This is a genomic window from Tsuneonella amylolytica, assembly GCF_003626915.1.
Classification (GTDB): domain Bacteria; phylum Pseudomonadota; class Alphaproteobacteria; order Sphingomonadales; family Sphingomonadaceae; genus Tsuneonella; species Tsuneonella amylolytica.
In genome coordinates this window covers 360,419-374,478 of the sequence record NZ_CP032570.1, presented here as the reverse complement: position 1 = coordinate 374,478, position 14,060 = coordinate 360,419, and the positions used below count along the sequence as shown (strand labels likewise).

Sequence of the window (14,060 nt, the reverse complement as noted above, 5' to 3'; positions counted from 1 at the left end):
CCCTTCGGAGTTTACATGTCGACAGTCCTGGTAATCGGCGCGGGCGGCGTCAGCAGCGTGTGCGTTCACAAGATGGCGATGAATGCCGAAATCTTCTCAGACATTCATCTCGCCAGCCGCACGAAGTCGAAATGCGACGCGATCGCCACCTCGGTGAAGGAGCGCACGGGCCGGGACGTCGCGACCTATTCGATCGACGCCGAGGAGGTGCCGGCGATGGTCAACCTCATCCGCAAGGTGCAGCCCAGCCTCGTCGTCAACCTCGCGCTGCCGTATCAGGACCTGCCGATCATGGACGCCTGCCTGGAGGCGGGGGTCAACTACCTCGACACCGCGAACTACGAGCCCAAGGACGAGGCGAAGTTCGAATACAAGTGGCAGTGGGCCTATCACGACCGCTTCAAGGAAGCGGGGCTGATGGCGCTGCTGGGCTCGGGGTTCGATCCCGGGGTCACCAGCGTGTTCACGATGTGGCTCAAGAAGCACAAGCTGCAGACCATCCGCCAGCTCGACATCCTCGACTGCAACGGCGGCGATCACGGCCAGCATTTCGCGACCAACTTCAATCCGGAAATCAACATCCGCGAAGTCACCGCGCCCGCCCGCCACTGGGAAAACGGCGAGTGGGTTGAAACGCCCGCGATGCAGGTGAAGACCGAGTTCGACTTCGAGGCGGTGGGGCCGAAGAACGCCTACCTGATGTACCACGAGGAGCTGGAAAGCCTCGCGAAGTTCGTGCCCGAGCTCGAGCGCGCACGGTTCTGGATGACCTTCGGCGACGCCTACATCACCCACCTCACCGTGCTGCAGAACGTCGGCATGACTTCGATCGAGCCGATCCGCTACCAGGGGAAGGACATCATCCCGCTGCAGTTCCTCGCCGCCGTGCTGCCCAAGCCCGAAACGCTGGGCGAGAAGACCAAGGGCAACACCAACATCGGCGTGATCGCCACCGGCGAGGCGCTCGACGGATCGGGCGAGAAGACGTTCTACATCAAGAACATCTGCAGCCACGAGGCGGCTTACGAGGAAACCGGCAACCAGGCCGTCAGCTACACCACCGGCGTCCCCGCGATGATCGGCAGCGCCATGATGGTGACCGGCAAGTGGAGCGGGGAGGGCGTCTTCAACATGGAGGAGATGGACCCCGATCCGTTCATGGACATGCTGAACAGCGACGGCCTGCCGTGGACGGTCGAGGAACTGTCGGGGCCGGTCGACTTCTGATGGAGACCCGTGCCGGCGATCCCGGAGCATTCGCCCGTTTCGACCTCGACCGCGTGGATTCGCCGGCGTTCGTCGTGGACGCGGCGAAGCTCAGGGCGAACCTGTCGATCCTCGCCGACATTCGCGACGAGGCGGACATCAAGGTGCTGGCAGCGCTCAAGGCCTTCAGCATGTGGTCGGTCGCGCCGATCATCGGGGAATACCTCGACGGGGTCTGCACGAGCGGCCTGTGGGAGGCGCGTCTCGCGTCCGAGTTCTACGACGGGGAGATCGCGACCTACTGCGCAGCCTACAAGCCGGGCGAACTGGCCGAAGTCTGCCGGCTGTCGGACCATGTCATCTTCAATTCCCCCGGCCAGCTCGAACGATACCGCCCCATTCTCGATGCGGCGCGGGCGGCGGGGCAAGACTTCGACGTCGGCCTGCGCATCAACCCGCTCTGCCCACAGGGCGAGGTGCCGCGGTACGATCCCTCCAGCCCCGGCAGCCGCCTCGGCTTCCCGATCGACCAGCTGACGCCGGAGATCATGGAGCAGGTCGACGGCATCCACTTCCACAACCTGTGCGAGCAGGACTTCGAACCGCTGAAGCGCACGTGGGATACGGTGTTCGACGCGATCGAGCCGTGGTTCGGCGACCTCAAATGGATCAACATGGGCGGCGGACATCACGTGACCCGCGCCGACTACCAGCGCGAGGAACTGGTCGAGTTCCTGCGCGATGCGAAGGACGATACCGGGGCGGAGATCTACCTCGAACCGGGCGAAGCGGTGGCGCTCGATGCCGGCATTCTGGTCGGCACGATCCTCGATTCGCATTTCAACGGCGTGGACGTCGCGATCGTCGATATCTCGGCCACCTGCCACATGCCCGACGTGATCGAGGCGCCGTACCGGCCCGCGATGCTGCACGAGGCAGGTGAGGGCAACGAGGTTCGTCTCGGCGGCCCATCGTGCCTCGCGGGCGACGTGATCGGTGACTATCGCCTGCCCGTGCCCAACGAGCCGGGGAGCCGAATCGCGTTCCTCGACCAGGCGCATTATTCGATGGTGAAAACCAACACCTTCAACGGCGTGCAGCTGCCTTCGATCTGGTTGTGGGACAGCGAAACCGATGCGCTGGAGCAGATCAAGTCGTTCGGATACGAGGATTTTCGCGACCGGCTCAGCTGAGCGGGGGAGGGGCACGACTTATCCCGCGCAACCTTGTTTCCCGACCGCGCCATTTTCACTTGCGGTTCACGCCCGCGCCGATATACGCGCACCCCGCAGCCCCAAGGGGACTTCCTTAACCGCAAGGCTGCCTCGTTCAAACTTGCCGTTTGGGGGTCCCTTGAGTTGCACCATCATCCTGACGCTCGGTCTGTAGTTCGCGCCCTCGCGCCGGACGAACCGGTCATCCTGAACCGCCCGCACGCCGCGGCGCGCGCCGCCCGTTTCTTCACCCAGAAGTTTCCGGGCAAGTCGCTGTACGCGGTCAAGGCCAACCCCAGCCCCGAACTCGTTCGCATCCTGTGGGACAACGGGGTGACGCACTACGACGTCGCTTCGATCGCCGAGGTGCGGCTGGTGCGCGAAGCGCTGCCGGACGCCGAGCTGTGCTTCATGCACCCGGTCAAGACCACGCGCGCCATTCGCGAGGCCTATTTCCAGCACGGCGTGAAGACCTTCAGCCTCGACACCATCGAGGAGCTGGAGAAGATCGTCGATGCCACCACCAGCGAGGCCGGTGAGCGCGCGACCAACCTGCGCCTGCTGGTTCGCCTGCGCGTATCGTCGGAGTATTCGGAACTCAGCCTCGCGTCGAAGTTCGGCTGCGACCTGGCCGACGCGGCGGAACTGCTGCGCGTCACCCGCCAGCATTGCGACTGGCTGGGCGTGTGCTTCCACGTCGGCAGCCAGGCGATGACGCCGTTCGCCTACGTTCAGGCACTGGAGCGCGTGCGCGCTGCGGTGGCCGAGGCTTCGGTCGTGATCGACGTGGTCGATGTCGGCGGGGGCTTCCCGTCCGACTATCCGGGCATGGAGCCGCCGCCGCTGGAAGATTACTTCGCGATCATCCATCGCCACTTCGAGGCGCTGCCCATCGCCTACAACGCCGAGCTGTGGTGCGAGCCCGGCCGCGCGCTGTGCGCCGAGTACTCCTCGCTGATCGTGCGCGTGGAAAAGCGCCGCGGCGAGGAACTGTACATCAACGACGGTGCCTATGGCGCGCTGTTCGACGCCGCGCATATCGGCTGGCGCTTCCCTGTCCGTGCCCTCGAGGACGATCTCGAGCAGCCGCTGGAGGAATTCGCCTTCTACGGCCCCACTTGCGACGATGCCGACTACATGAAGGGGCCCTTCATGCTGCCGGCCGACATCCAGGCGGGCGACTACATCGAGATCGGCATGCTCGGCGCATATGGCGCGGCGATGAAGACCGGGTTCAACGGCTTCGGCAATGCCGAGCAGATCGTTGTCGAGGACGAGCCGATGGCGAGCCTCTATCGCGGCGACCGCGTCGATCCGCGCGCCAGCGACAACGTGGTGAGCCTGCGCTGATCGGCGCTGCGGACCCGACGGTCGAGTTCTTCTTCGACCTGTCGAGCCCGTGGACGCGGCTTGCGTTTGCCAACATCCGTCCGGCGCTGGAAGGGCTCGCTTACACGCTGGTGTGGCGGCCCTTCCTCGTCGGCGGAGTGTTCAATGCGGTGAACCCGGCCGTCTACGAAAGCCGTAAGCCGGAAAACGCCGCGAAGCTCGCGCGCAGCTTCGGGTGGCTCAAGGAATGGGCCGACCTCGCGGGTGTCGCGATGAACTTTCCGTCCGAGCACCACCCGGTGAAATCCGTGAACGCCATGCGCTTCGCGTGCGCGCTCGAGGACGATCAGGCGGCGCTGGAGCGGTTCGCCTCGGCCGCCTTCGATGCCTATTTCGGCGAGATGCGGAACATCGACGAACCGTCGGTCCTGATCGCGGTCGCGAACGGTTGCGGCCTCGACGGGGCCGCGCTGGCGGATGTCGCGAGCGGCCAGCCGGTCAAGGACCGTCTGCGTGCGAATACCGACGAAGCGATTGCGCGCGGGGCCTACGGCTCCCCGACGATCTTCGTGGATGGCGACCACATGTATTTCGGCAACGACCAGTTGCCGCTCGTGCGCCGGCGGGTCGCCGCTCAGCCGTAGCGTTCGCGGTGCCGCTTGAGGACGGGGGCCGCCCGCCCGAGCGCCGCGCCGACGAGCTCGGGGAGCTGCTCGTGCGCCAGCGGCAGGATCGCATTGTGGGCGGCCGCGATCCGCTTCGCCTGGTACCAGTCGACGGCAAGATCCTTGGCCCAGCGTTCGAAGGCGTCGGCGGCGCCGGCCTCCGGCTTGAGCGCCTTCGCGAGCGTCGGGTGGAAGTCCAGCCGGCCGGTCATCGGGAGCAGCGAGAGCGGGAAGGGCGCGTTGAGATAGCTCAGCGTATCGTCAACGTGGATCGTCCCGCTTGCCGGGTGATAGGCGAGGATTGACGAGAAATGCACCGCCTCGTCCTGGCACACCAGCGACACCCCGTCGGGCATCGAGAATTCGAGATCCGGTCCGAACAGCGCGGGCAACTCGCCCGCCTCGCAATGGCCTTCCTCCCACGGCAGATCGGGCCATTTCTCGTGATGGCGCGCCGTGCCGTAGAGCTTCGCCTGCGGAAAGGCCCGGTGCATCCATTCGCAATGGATCGTGTGGAAGGGGTGAAGGTTGACGATCGCCTCCACCGCCGCGCCGCCATCCGTCAGGCGGTCCACCGCGGCGCGGGTCTCGTCGCTCAGCGTATAGCTGTCGAGAAACACGAAACCGCCGTCCGTGCGCTTCACCAGCGAGCATTGGGTCCCGACGTTCACCACGCCGCCGACGCGGAAGTCCCCGCGGATCGACCGGAAGCCGTGTCCGCAGTCGATCATGCCGCCCGCGCTCACGAGGAGAATCCCACGAAACGGGCGGCGTCGTCCACACTCCTGCGGTTCGAGACGACCGCGTTGGCGGGGAAGCTCTCGTCGGGCCAGCCCATCGCGACCGCCTTCATGATGACCTGGTCCTCGGGAATGCCAACGTGCTCGCGCACCACGGGCGACTGCATGATCCCTTGCGAGTTGATCACGCAGCCGAGCCCGCGGCTCCAGGCGGCGTTGACGAGCGCGGTCGCGACCGCCCCGCAATCGAACTTGCTGTCGTCCCCGTCGTCGAGCACGCGGTCGTAGGCGATGATGACGCAGATCGGCGCGTCGAACTGGCGGAAGCCGCGCAAAACCCAGTCCTGCCGGGCGTCCTTGTCCTCGCGCTCGATGCCCATCGCGCCGAACAACTGCTTGGCGACCTCCACCTGCCGGTCGCGATGGACGCCGCCGAACGCGCTGCCGCGGCGGAATTCGCGGCTGTCGGGCACGCCGGCGAGGATGTTGTCGGTGTTGCCCTTGCGGATGCGGGCCAGCGGTTCGCCGGTGATGACATGGAAGTGCCACGGCTGCGTGTTCATCGACGACGGCGTCCGCATCGCTAGCGCGAGCACTTCCTCAATCAGGTCGCGCGGGACGGGCTTGTCGAGATAGCCGCGGATCGAACGGCGGCCGGTGACGACCTCGTCGTAGCTGGGAATGGACGCGTTGCTCATGGCAACCGGCATAACCGGTCGCGAGCCCGAGTAAAGCCTCGGCCTCAGCCGCCGCCGGTGCCGACCTGGACCTGCATGAACAGGGGCGGGGACGACGATTGCTGCATTGGCGGTGCGCCGCCGTGGCCGAGCGAGGTGAGGGGCATGCCCGCGGCGGCCAGGGCGTAGGGGCTGACGCGGTGCCGGGTGCACAGGCCGCCCGCGCCGTCGCTGACGAGCGCTTGTTCGAACTCCACGCCGATCTGCGCGCCTTCCGAGCGGGCGACTTCACACACCGCAAGCTGTCCTCCGCCAAGGTCGAGCACCAGGGCGGTGCCCTTCGGCACGCCGACCAGCCCTTCGATGAAGGCGCCGTTCTTGCTGAGGTCGCGAATGACCGCGTCGTAGCGGTGATCGCCGTGAATCACGCCGATGCGGCGGAACATCGACCGGCGGTCCTGCCGGTGCTTGTCGGGCCCGCTCGGCTCGATCCGGAATTCGCCCGACGATATGTTCGCGAGCACGACTGGCTGCGGCAGGGCCTTGGAGTAAATCCACCCCTGCACCAGTTCGCCGCCGCGTTCGCGCACGACCGCGAGCTGGTCGAATGCCTCCACGCCCTCGACCGTGGTCTCCATGCCCAGCGCCTTCGACAGGCCGATGATCGCGGTGATGATCTTGGCGCTGTTCTGGTCTTTCTGGGTGCAGGTATCGACGAAGCTCTTGTCCACCTTCAGCTTGTCGAACGGAGCCGAGCGAAGGTAGCTCAATGACGAATAGCCGGTCCCGAAATCGTCGAGCGCCAGCCGCACGCCCAGTTTCTTAAGCGCGGCGAAGGTCGCGTCGGTCGCCTCGCTGTCGCCCATGAAGACGCTCTCGGTCAGTTCGAGTTCGAGCCGGTCGGGGTCGATGCCCGAAGCCTGCAGCGCGCCTTCCACGACGTCGACGAAACCGTTGGCCGTGAACTGGCGCGCGGAAACGTTGACCGCCACCCGCACGGTGCCGGGCCACTCCATCGCGTCGGTGCACGCGCGGTGCAGAGCCCATTCGCCCAACGGGCCGATCAGGCTCGATTCCTCGGCGACCGGGATGAAGGTGCCGGGCGGCACGAACCCGCGTTCCTCGTGTTCCCAGCGCATCAGCGCTTCCATGCCCACGACCATGTTGTCGGCGATACGCACGACCGGCTGGTAGTGCAGCTGGAGCTCTTCCTGCGCCAGCGCCTCGCGCAGGTCGTCGAGGAGCAGCTGGCGCTCCTCCTCCTCATCCTTGAGATCGGCGGAATAGAAGCGGAACTGGCCGCGCCCGCCGTTCTTGGCGGCATAGAGCGCAAGGTCGGATGCCCGCACCAGCTCGTCGGGCTCGATCCCGTCGTAGGGCGCGATCGCGACGCCGACCGAGGTGCCGATGATCGCCCGCTTGTCGTCAATGGGGTAGGGCTGCGAGACGATCTGGATGACCTTTTCCGCGATCTCGCCCAGTTTACCGCGATCGTCGATGTCGGGCAGGATGACCTGGAACTCGTCGCCGCCCAGCCGGCCGATCTCTCCGCGATCGCCAATGATGTTGCGCAGCCGTTCGGCGACCTGCTGCAGCAAGGCGTCGCCGGCGGGATGGCCCATCGTGTCGTTGACCTGCTTGAACCGGTCGAGGTCGAGCATCATCAAAGCGCAGCTGCGCTTGGCGGACTTGTAGGCGGCAAGCAGGCTTTCGAGCCGGCGGCTCATCCGGTGGCGGTTGTAGAGCCCCGTCAGCGAGTCGTACTCGGCGAGGCGCGAGTCCTCGATCTTGCGCTGGTATTCGACCGAGACATCCTTCGCGGCGCCGCGGTATCCGTGGAACCGGCCGGTCGAATCGATCTTCGGATGACCCGACAGGGACAGCCAGACCGGCCGCCCCGTACGCGCTTCGGGCAGGGCGCAGCGCACCACGACATCGCCGATGCGGTTCTTCGCCTTGAGCTGGAAATTGAACGTCCGCACCGATCCGTCGGGATCGTCGGGGTCGGTTTCGAACAGGGCCGAGATCGGCTGGCCGAGCAGCGACGCGAGCGGCATATCGAGCGCCTCGGCCGCGGCCGGCGACAGGTAGCTCAGGACACCGTCGGCGTCCGAGGCCCAGATCCAGTTGATGCCGGTAGCTTCGAAATCGTCGAGGATCGCATGCCGCAGCCCGTCGCTGGTAAGCGAAACCGGCGTTTCGACCGATGCACGGCTGAAGAGAGACCTGACCGACATTTTGCCCGCTGATTGCCCGTCCGGACCTTTCCGGATGTGAAGATCGCGGACTAAACGGGAATGGTTGACAGGTGGCTAATGTGCAGGCCCTCGAGCTGCCAGATCGAAAGCCGAAATCGCTGCGTTCGTAACCTTCGTTAGGATGCGCGATCCCGCCGGATGATGTAGGCATGCCGGCCATGACAAGGGGGAAGGCTTCCGCGATCGGCTTGCGGGCAGGCGCAGCGGGCGTTGCGATCGCGATGGCCGCGCCGGTATGGGCCGAGCAGGCGGAGGGGCCAGCCGCGGGTGACGGCAGCATCGTGGTGACCGGTTACCGCCAGACCCTCGAGCTCGATCTTGTCGTCGAGGACGAGCTGAACCGCGCGGACATCGACGCCTACGGTTACGACAACATCGGCCAGGTGCTCGAGCAGATCGGAGCAGAACTGCGAACGGGCGACGATGGACCGGTCGTGCTGATCAACGGCGAGCGCGCCAACGGCGTGAACGACGTGAACGATCTCCCGGTCGAAGCCGCCACGAGGGTTCAGGTGCTGTCGCGCGACGCCGCGGCGAAGCTCGGTCTCGATCCGTCGCGGCGGGTGGTCAACGTTGTCGTCAAGCCGGACCTGGCGCAGGTGACGCTGTCCGGCAAGGCGGGCGCCGCCACGCGTGGCGATACCTTCCAGACGGAGGGCGAAGCGAATTTCCTCAAGCTCGCGAACGGCAATCGCCGCAGCGTCGTCCTGCGCGCGAGCCACCGCGATCCCCTGTTCGAAAGCCAGCGCGGCATCGTGTCGGGCGGCGGGGCCATTCCGTATGCGCTGGACGGAAATGTCGTCGGCCTGACGCCGGGTAGCGAAATCGATCCGGCATTGTCGGCCCTGGCCGGTGCCTTCGTCGAAGTCGCCGGCCTGCCGCCGGGCCGGATGAACCCGTCTCTCCAGGATTTCGCGGCGACGGCCGGGCGGCCCAATCCCGCCGGCGACGGGCGCTTTCGCACCCTGAGCGGGACGTTCGACAGCCTTTCGGCGAACGGCAATCTGTCGCAGCGATTCAGCCCGAAGACGAACATGCTCGTCAACCTGAAGCTCGACCGGATCGAGACGGCCAACCGCAATGGTCTGGCACCGGCGCTTCTGACCCTGCCGGCGGGATCGTCTAACTCGCCGTTCGGCCAGCCCGTCGGCCTCGCGTTCCTGATCGGCGATGCGTTGACGTCGCGCCAGACGATCTCGTCGCTCGATCTTTCGCAGACGATCAACACCACCCTCGGCCGCTTCGGCCTGACCTTTCGTACCGGCCTGCTGCACCGCGACGCCAAGGGCACGAACGACCGGGGTTATGATACGGCCGCTTTGCAACTGGCCATCGACACCGGCGCCCTCGATCCTTTCGACACCGCGGCTCTGCGCGCGGCCGTGCCGCTCGAGCCCGGCCGGTCGCGATCGCGCGCCGATAGCGTGACGAGCCAGGCTTCGTTGTCGGGTCCGTTGCTCTCGCTGCCCGCCGGACCGCTCCAGCTTGCCGCCACCCTGCAGGGCCGCTTCGATCGCTCGGTCAGCGAAACGAGAGGATCGGTCGAGAGCGTCCGCCGGTTCGAGCGCGACGAGGTGGGGGCACGGACCAACCTGACCGCACCCATCCTCGCCCGCGGTAACCGCGACGGCTTCGGCCTGAACGCACAAGCGGGTGCGTACGTTCATTCGGCAGGGCGGGGAGGGGCGCTGACCGACTGGAACGCGGGGCTCGATGGCAGCATCGGCCGGGTGGTGAACTTCGCGGTCGGGTACCAGCGCCAGCAGATTGCGCCCCCCGCATCGGCGCTCAACGATCCGGTCATCGTCCTTCAGAACGTGCGGCTGTTCGATTTTGTCCGCAACGAGTCCGTCGTCGTGCCGAACATCATCGGCGGGAATCCCGATCTCCCGGTCCAGAGCCGGCGGCTGTTCTCGGCGCAGGCGACCGTCCGGCCGTTCGCCGACTACGATCTGGCCTTCACCGCCGAGTATGCGCGCGCCAGCAACCGCGACGTCTTTGCCGCTCTTCCGCCGGTCAGCGCGGCGGTGCAGGCGGCCTTTCCCGACCGGTTCGTAAGGGACGCGGCCGGGGCGCTCGTGCTGGTCGATTCGCGGCCGGTTGCATTCGCACGCGAAGCTTCGGAGAGCCTGCGCTGGGGTTTGCGGTTCCGCCGGACATTCGCGGGGAGCGGTGTCGTCGACGAGGAAAGCGATCAGCCGCGAGCGCTTGCCGGCAGAGGGGTCCGCGTGACCTTCGACCTCACGCACGACTGGAATCTGTCGAACACGCGCCAGGCCCGCGCGGCATTGCCCGTCATCGACCTCCTGCGGGGCGGCGCGATCGGGTACGGCGGCGGCGTGAGCCGTCATTCGGTGCTGTTCAACGGCGCGGTGGCGGGGCGGGGCGTGGGGCTGAGCTTCAACGGGCAGTACCGGGGCCGCAACGTCCTCAGTTCCGGCACGGTGGCGGCACCCGGTCTGATCACGTTTCCCGGACGTCTGGTCGCGAACGTCCGGACATTCGCGAACGTCGGTACACTGCTGCCTGAGCGGGACTGGGCGCGCAGCCTGCGGCTTTCGGTCGAGGTGGCGAACCTGTTCGATTCCCGGCAGCGCGTGCGCGACGAAACCGGTGCGACGCCGCTGCGCTATCAGCCGTTCCTGATCGATCCGGTCGGACGCACCATCAATGTCGGCGTGCGCAAGGCATTTTGAAAACCCTGCCGTCCGGCGCCCACCGCCATTCGAACGGCCAAAGAAAATGGGCCGGCTCATGCGAGCCGGCCCATCGTTCCGTCGGTAGTCGCGATCAGATTTCGTCGAAGTCCGACGGATCGTTCGGAAGCTGCGGATAGTACAGCTGGTCTTCCGGCAGGCCCGTCTGATGATCGGGCGCGTTGGGAAGGAGTTGCGACACGCCGGGCACCGAATTGGAGGGAACCGGTCCGCCCTGTGCTACCCTGAGATACAGCGCAGTGTCACACATGCCGGCGTAGCCGTTCTGGGAGGTCCAGGTTCCGGGATTCTTCTTCGGCGAGATGCAGATGACCTTCTCGTCGTTGAGGGTCACGGTCACGTCGGGCGCCGAGACCGTTTCGGTGCGCGTCGTCGTCGTGCCGACCTCGTTCTTGATCAGCGTAGGATCGACCTGCTGGCCCGGAGGGGCGAGGTCGGTCACGCCGTTAGTGGTCTTCAAGACGTTACAGCCGAAGGTGAACTGGGTGTTCGTCGTCTCGGTAACTTCCTGCACGAGCTTGCCGCCGCTGTAGACTGCGGTGCTGGTGAAATTGCCGTGCACGTTGGTGCTGTAGCCGTTGCGGTGCTCCGAGCCAGTGGTGAATTCGAAGGGCGTCTGGCTGATCAGGATACCGCCGGGAATGCTCTCGATGGTGGTCCGGGCGGTTTCGATCGTGCTCGTCACAGCGGCGGCGACGTACGGTTCGGTGGTGTAAATGACGCCATTCGTATTGCGGGGCTTCGCAGCATCGCAAGCAACCTGCATCGCGTCAAAGGTCGTGGTGTTCGGAATGGGGAGCGCCGCCATGGCAGGCGCGGCGATCAGGGTCTGGCCGACCAGCGCACTGGTGGCGAGAAAGGCGAGCTTCTTCATACGGATTTCCTAGCGTTAGTCTGAATGATTAACGCTCCCCCGCGACTCCAAAGGTATCGAGCGTATGAGTGTTTCTACGCCGACAAGGCTTGGGCTTAAATCTGACTTAAGGATGTTTCCGATCCTAACGAAAGATAGGTTTCGCGTTAGCAGCGTTCACTCATCCTTGGGCAACGCGTCGCGCGCGAGCAGCGCCAGCCCGGTGCGGTTTTCCACTCCAACTTTCTGGTAGATGCCGTGGAGGTACACCTTCACAGTTCCCTCGCTCATCGACAGACGCTCGGCGATTTCCCGGTTGCGCATCCCCTTGGCGACCAGTTCCGAGATCTGGCGTTCGCGCGGCGCGAGCCTTGCCAGCGGATCGGCGCCGCCGCCCGACAGCGTCAGATCGAGCGCGCGCTGGATGATCGCGGGATCGATCGAGCGTCCGCCCGCAGCGACCGTGTCGAGGCAATGGAGCAGCGAGTCCTCGGCGCCGTTCTTCATCACGATACCGTTCACCCCGGCCTGCGTCGCTGCATACAGCGCGCGATCGTCGAGTTCGCCGGTCAGCAGGACGACGGGCCGCCGGTCGCCCCTGGCGCGCAGGGCCTCCAGCGCGGCGACACCGCCGCGGATCGGCATGCGCACGTCGAAGATGCAGATGTCGGGATCGCGGGCAGCGACCTCCGCAAGCGCCGCATCGCCGTCGGACACCATGGCCACCAGTTCGTAGGCCGAACCGCGGAGCACTGATTCGACACCCGCCCGCATGAATGGATGGTCGTCCGCGAGCAGGACACTCTTCATCATACTCTCTCCGCCAATGGTACCTCGATACGCAGGTGGGTGCCAGCCGGTCCGCTGCGCATCGTGAGCGTTCCGCCCAGTCGCGACGTGCGTTCGCGTATGGACCGCGGTGCATCGCTGCCCGCATCCGCTGCGAAGCCGGTTCCGTCGTCGTCGATCGTCATCACGAGGGCGTTGTGCGCGGCCGCGAGCGCCACCGCAAGGGTGCCCGCCCCGCCGTGTCGCACGGCATTGGCCACCGCCTCCCGCAGCATCTGCATCATGCCGTGGGCAAGGTCGCCATCGACACTGACGGGTTCCTCGCACCGGCAATCGATCACGACGTTCCAGCTCACTGCCAGTTCGTCGGCGAGCGAACCCGTCGCCTGGCACAGGTCGACTTGCTGGGGCGGCATGGCGGGAAGGGGGTCCCGCAAGCGCTCGATCAGGTCCCGCACCTGGACCTGTTCCGACCGAAGCGCGTCCTTTATCTGGGCGATCTCGGGTTCCGGATCGTGGCCGGCTGCGATCCACTTGCGAAGGCCTTCCAGCCGGAGCGCGGCGCCCGCGAGAGACTGGGCGACGCTGTCGTGCAGGTCCCGGGCCAGCGCATCCCGCGTGCGGGCGAGCGCGGTTTCCTGCGCCAGTTGCAACGATGCGTGCCGGTGGAAGGCACCTTCGACTTCCCGAGCGATCAGACCGCCTATCTGAACATGATCCACGCAAACGCCCGGTATGCCGGACATCAGCAACTCGCCGCGACCGGCGGGCGTCTCGAAAGGTATCGCGACGAATGTCCCCATGCCGAGCCGGTCCGCCAAAAACTCGCGGTTGTCCCGCTCGGACGCGACCGGGCGGCCCCGACGGCTCGCGCGCAAGGACCGCCGCCGGTCGGCAGAGACCAGGCGTATGCGGTCGCCGGTGGCCGTGTCCGGGGCCAGGTCCGTGGCGGCATCGCCGGAAATCGGCGTCACCACGCCCGTGGTGCGGACAAGCACGTGGGGCTCTTCGCGATCGATCCACGCGATCGCTCCGCTCTGCGCACCGGTTTGTTCGATGGCATACCCGAGCGATTCCTCGAGCGGTGGCTGCGTCTCGTGCGAGCCCTCTCCGCCATAGATGAATCGACCGACATTCTGTTCGCGCCGCTGCAAGCCGAACCATATCAGAATAAGCGTGAGGACCAGCATGTACGAGATACGCCGTCCGAAGCGCAGGTTGTCGAACTCGATCTCGGCTCCTGCCAGTCCGAGCCCGACGAGCAGGTACAACGCCGTCACCGCTATCCCGGTCGCCGCCGTGACCCGCCAGTTCCAGCGGATCGTCGTCACCAGCATCAGGTAGGCGAAGAAGGCGAGGAAAGGGCTCGTGAAGTCGTCGTTCACGCCCTCGGTAAAATAAACCGCGGCCAGGAAGGCAACCACGTCGAGCACCAGCGAAGGCCAGGCCAGCCGATAATCCCACCACCAGTTCGTGAATGCGAGCGCGAAGAGGACGAGCGCGAACGCCACGTAGCTCCCGAGCAGGGCGTATCCGAGTTCCGCCGAGCGCACGGGCTGGGCCGGATCGATCCACAACGCGAGAAAGAAGACGACCGCGAGGACGAGCCGGC

Annotated in this window: 11 protein-coding genes; 5 read left to right on the top strand and 6 right to left on the bottom strand. The window is 66.1% G+C overall.

Annotated features, from left to right (window positions below; genetic code table 11):
• Nucleotides 1-15: 15 nt before the first annotated feature.
• From D4766_RS01805 to D4766_RS01790, 4 genes are all read left to right on the top strand, one after another.
• Entirely contained in the window at nucleotides 16-1,227 is a 1,212-nt protein-coding gene (locus tag D4766_RS01805) for a saccharopine dehydrogenase family protein (RefSeq protein ID WP_120715911.1), read from the top strand.
• Nucleotides 1,227-2,399 carry a carboxynorspermidine decarboxylase gene (locus D4766_RS01800; RefSeq protein WP_120715910.1) on the top strand — a complete coding sequence of 391 codons (1,173 nt, stop codon included), beginning with the start codon at nucleotides 1,227-1,229 and terminating at the stop codon, nucleotides 2,397-2,399. The genes D4766_RS01805 and D4766_RS01800 overlap by 1 nt, the downstream gene beginning before the upstream one ends.
• 165 nt (nucleotides 2,400-2,564) lie before the next feature.
• Entirely contained in the window at nucleotides 2,565-3,770 is a 1,206-nt protein-coding gene (locus tag D4766_RS01795) for a type III PLP-dependent enzyme domain-containing protein (protein WP_120715909.1), read from the top strand.
• Nucleotides 3,767-4,393, top strand: coding sequence for a 2-hydroxychromene-2-carboxylate isomerase (locus tag D4766_RS01790; protein WP_325049139.1), 627 nt, complete (start codon nucleotides 3,767-3,769; stop codon nucleotides 4,391-4,393). The genes D4766_RS01795 and D4766_RS01790 overlap by 4 nt, the downstream gene beginning before the upstream one ends.
• Here the strand turns inward: D4766_RS01790 and D4766_RS01785 are convergent.
• Genes D4766_RS01785 through D4766_RS01775 form a run of 3 tightly spaced genes read right to left on the bottom strand, consistent with a single transcriptional unit; the run spans nucleotide 4,384 to nucleotide 8,068 of the window.
• The gene (locus D4766_RS01785) at nucleotides 4,384-5,145 is read right to left on the bottom strand and encodes a hypothetical protein (protein WP_120717992.1); all 762 of its coding nucleotides are present in this window, start codon (nucleotides 5,143-5,145) and stop codon (nucleotides 4,384-4,386) included. The genes D4766_RS01790 and D4766_RS01785 overlap by 10 nt on opposite strands.
• An 11-nt stretch (nucleotides 5,146-5,156) precedes the next feature.
• The gene (locus D4766_RS01780; RefSeq protein WP_120715908.1) at nucleotides 5,157-5,852 is read right to left on the bottom strand and encodes a nitroreductase; all 696 of its coding nucleotides are present in this window, start codon (nucleotides 5,850-5,852) and stop codon (nucleotides 5,157-5,159) included.
• A 44-nt stretch (nucleotides 5,853-5,896) separates the two neighbouring features.
• A complete protein-coding gene (locus D4766_RS01775; RefSeq protein WP_120715907.1) occupies nucleotides 5,897-8,068 on the bottom strand; it encodes a putative bifunctional diguanylate cyclase/phosphodiesterase in 2,172 nt (723 codons plus the stop codon).
• A 179-nt stretch (nucleotides 8,069-8,247) separates the two neighbouring features.
• Between D4766_RS01775 and D4766_RS01770 the strand changes: the two genes are divergently transcribed.
• Nucleotides 8,248-10,785, top strand: a complete 2,538-nt coding sequence (locus tag D4766_RS01770; protein WP_162935621.1) for a hypothetical protein — start codon at nucleotides 8,248-8,250, stop codon at nucleotides 10,783-10,785.
• A 94-nt stretch (nucleotides 10,786-10,879) separates the two neighbouring features.
• On the opposite strand, the gene D4766_RS01765 is transcribed toward D4766_RS01770, so the two are convergent.
• From D4766_RS01765 to D4766_RS01755, 3 genes are all read right to left on the bottom strand, one after another.
• Nucleotides 10,880-11,680 carry a hypothetical protein gene (locus D4766_RS01765; RefSeq protein ID WP_120715905.1) on the bottom strand — a complete coding sequence of 267 codons (801 nt, stop codon included), beginning with the start codon at nucleotides 11,678-11,680 and terminating at the stop codon, nucleotides 10,880-10,882.
• A 156-nt stretch (nucleotides 11,681-11,836) separates the two neighbouring features.
• Nucleotides 11,837-12,469 (bottom strand): response regulator, encoded by a 633-nt coding sequence (locus D4766_RS01760; RefSeq protein ID WP_120715904.1) that lies wholly within the window; start codon nucleotides 12,467-12,469, stop codon nucleotides 11,837-11,839.
• The gene (locus D4766_RS01755; RefSeq protein ID WP_162935620.1) at nucleotides 12,469-13,959 is read right to left on the bottom strand and encodes a sensor histidine kinase; all 1,491 of its coding nucleotides are present in this window, start codon (nucleotides 13,957-13,959) and stop codon (nucleotides 12,469-12,471) included. Before D4766_RS01755 ends, D4766_RS01760 begins: the two co-directional genes overlap by 1 nt.
• Between the last annotated feature and the right edge of the window lie 101 nt (nucleotides 13,960-14,060).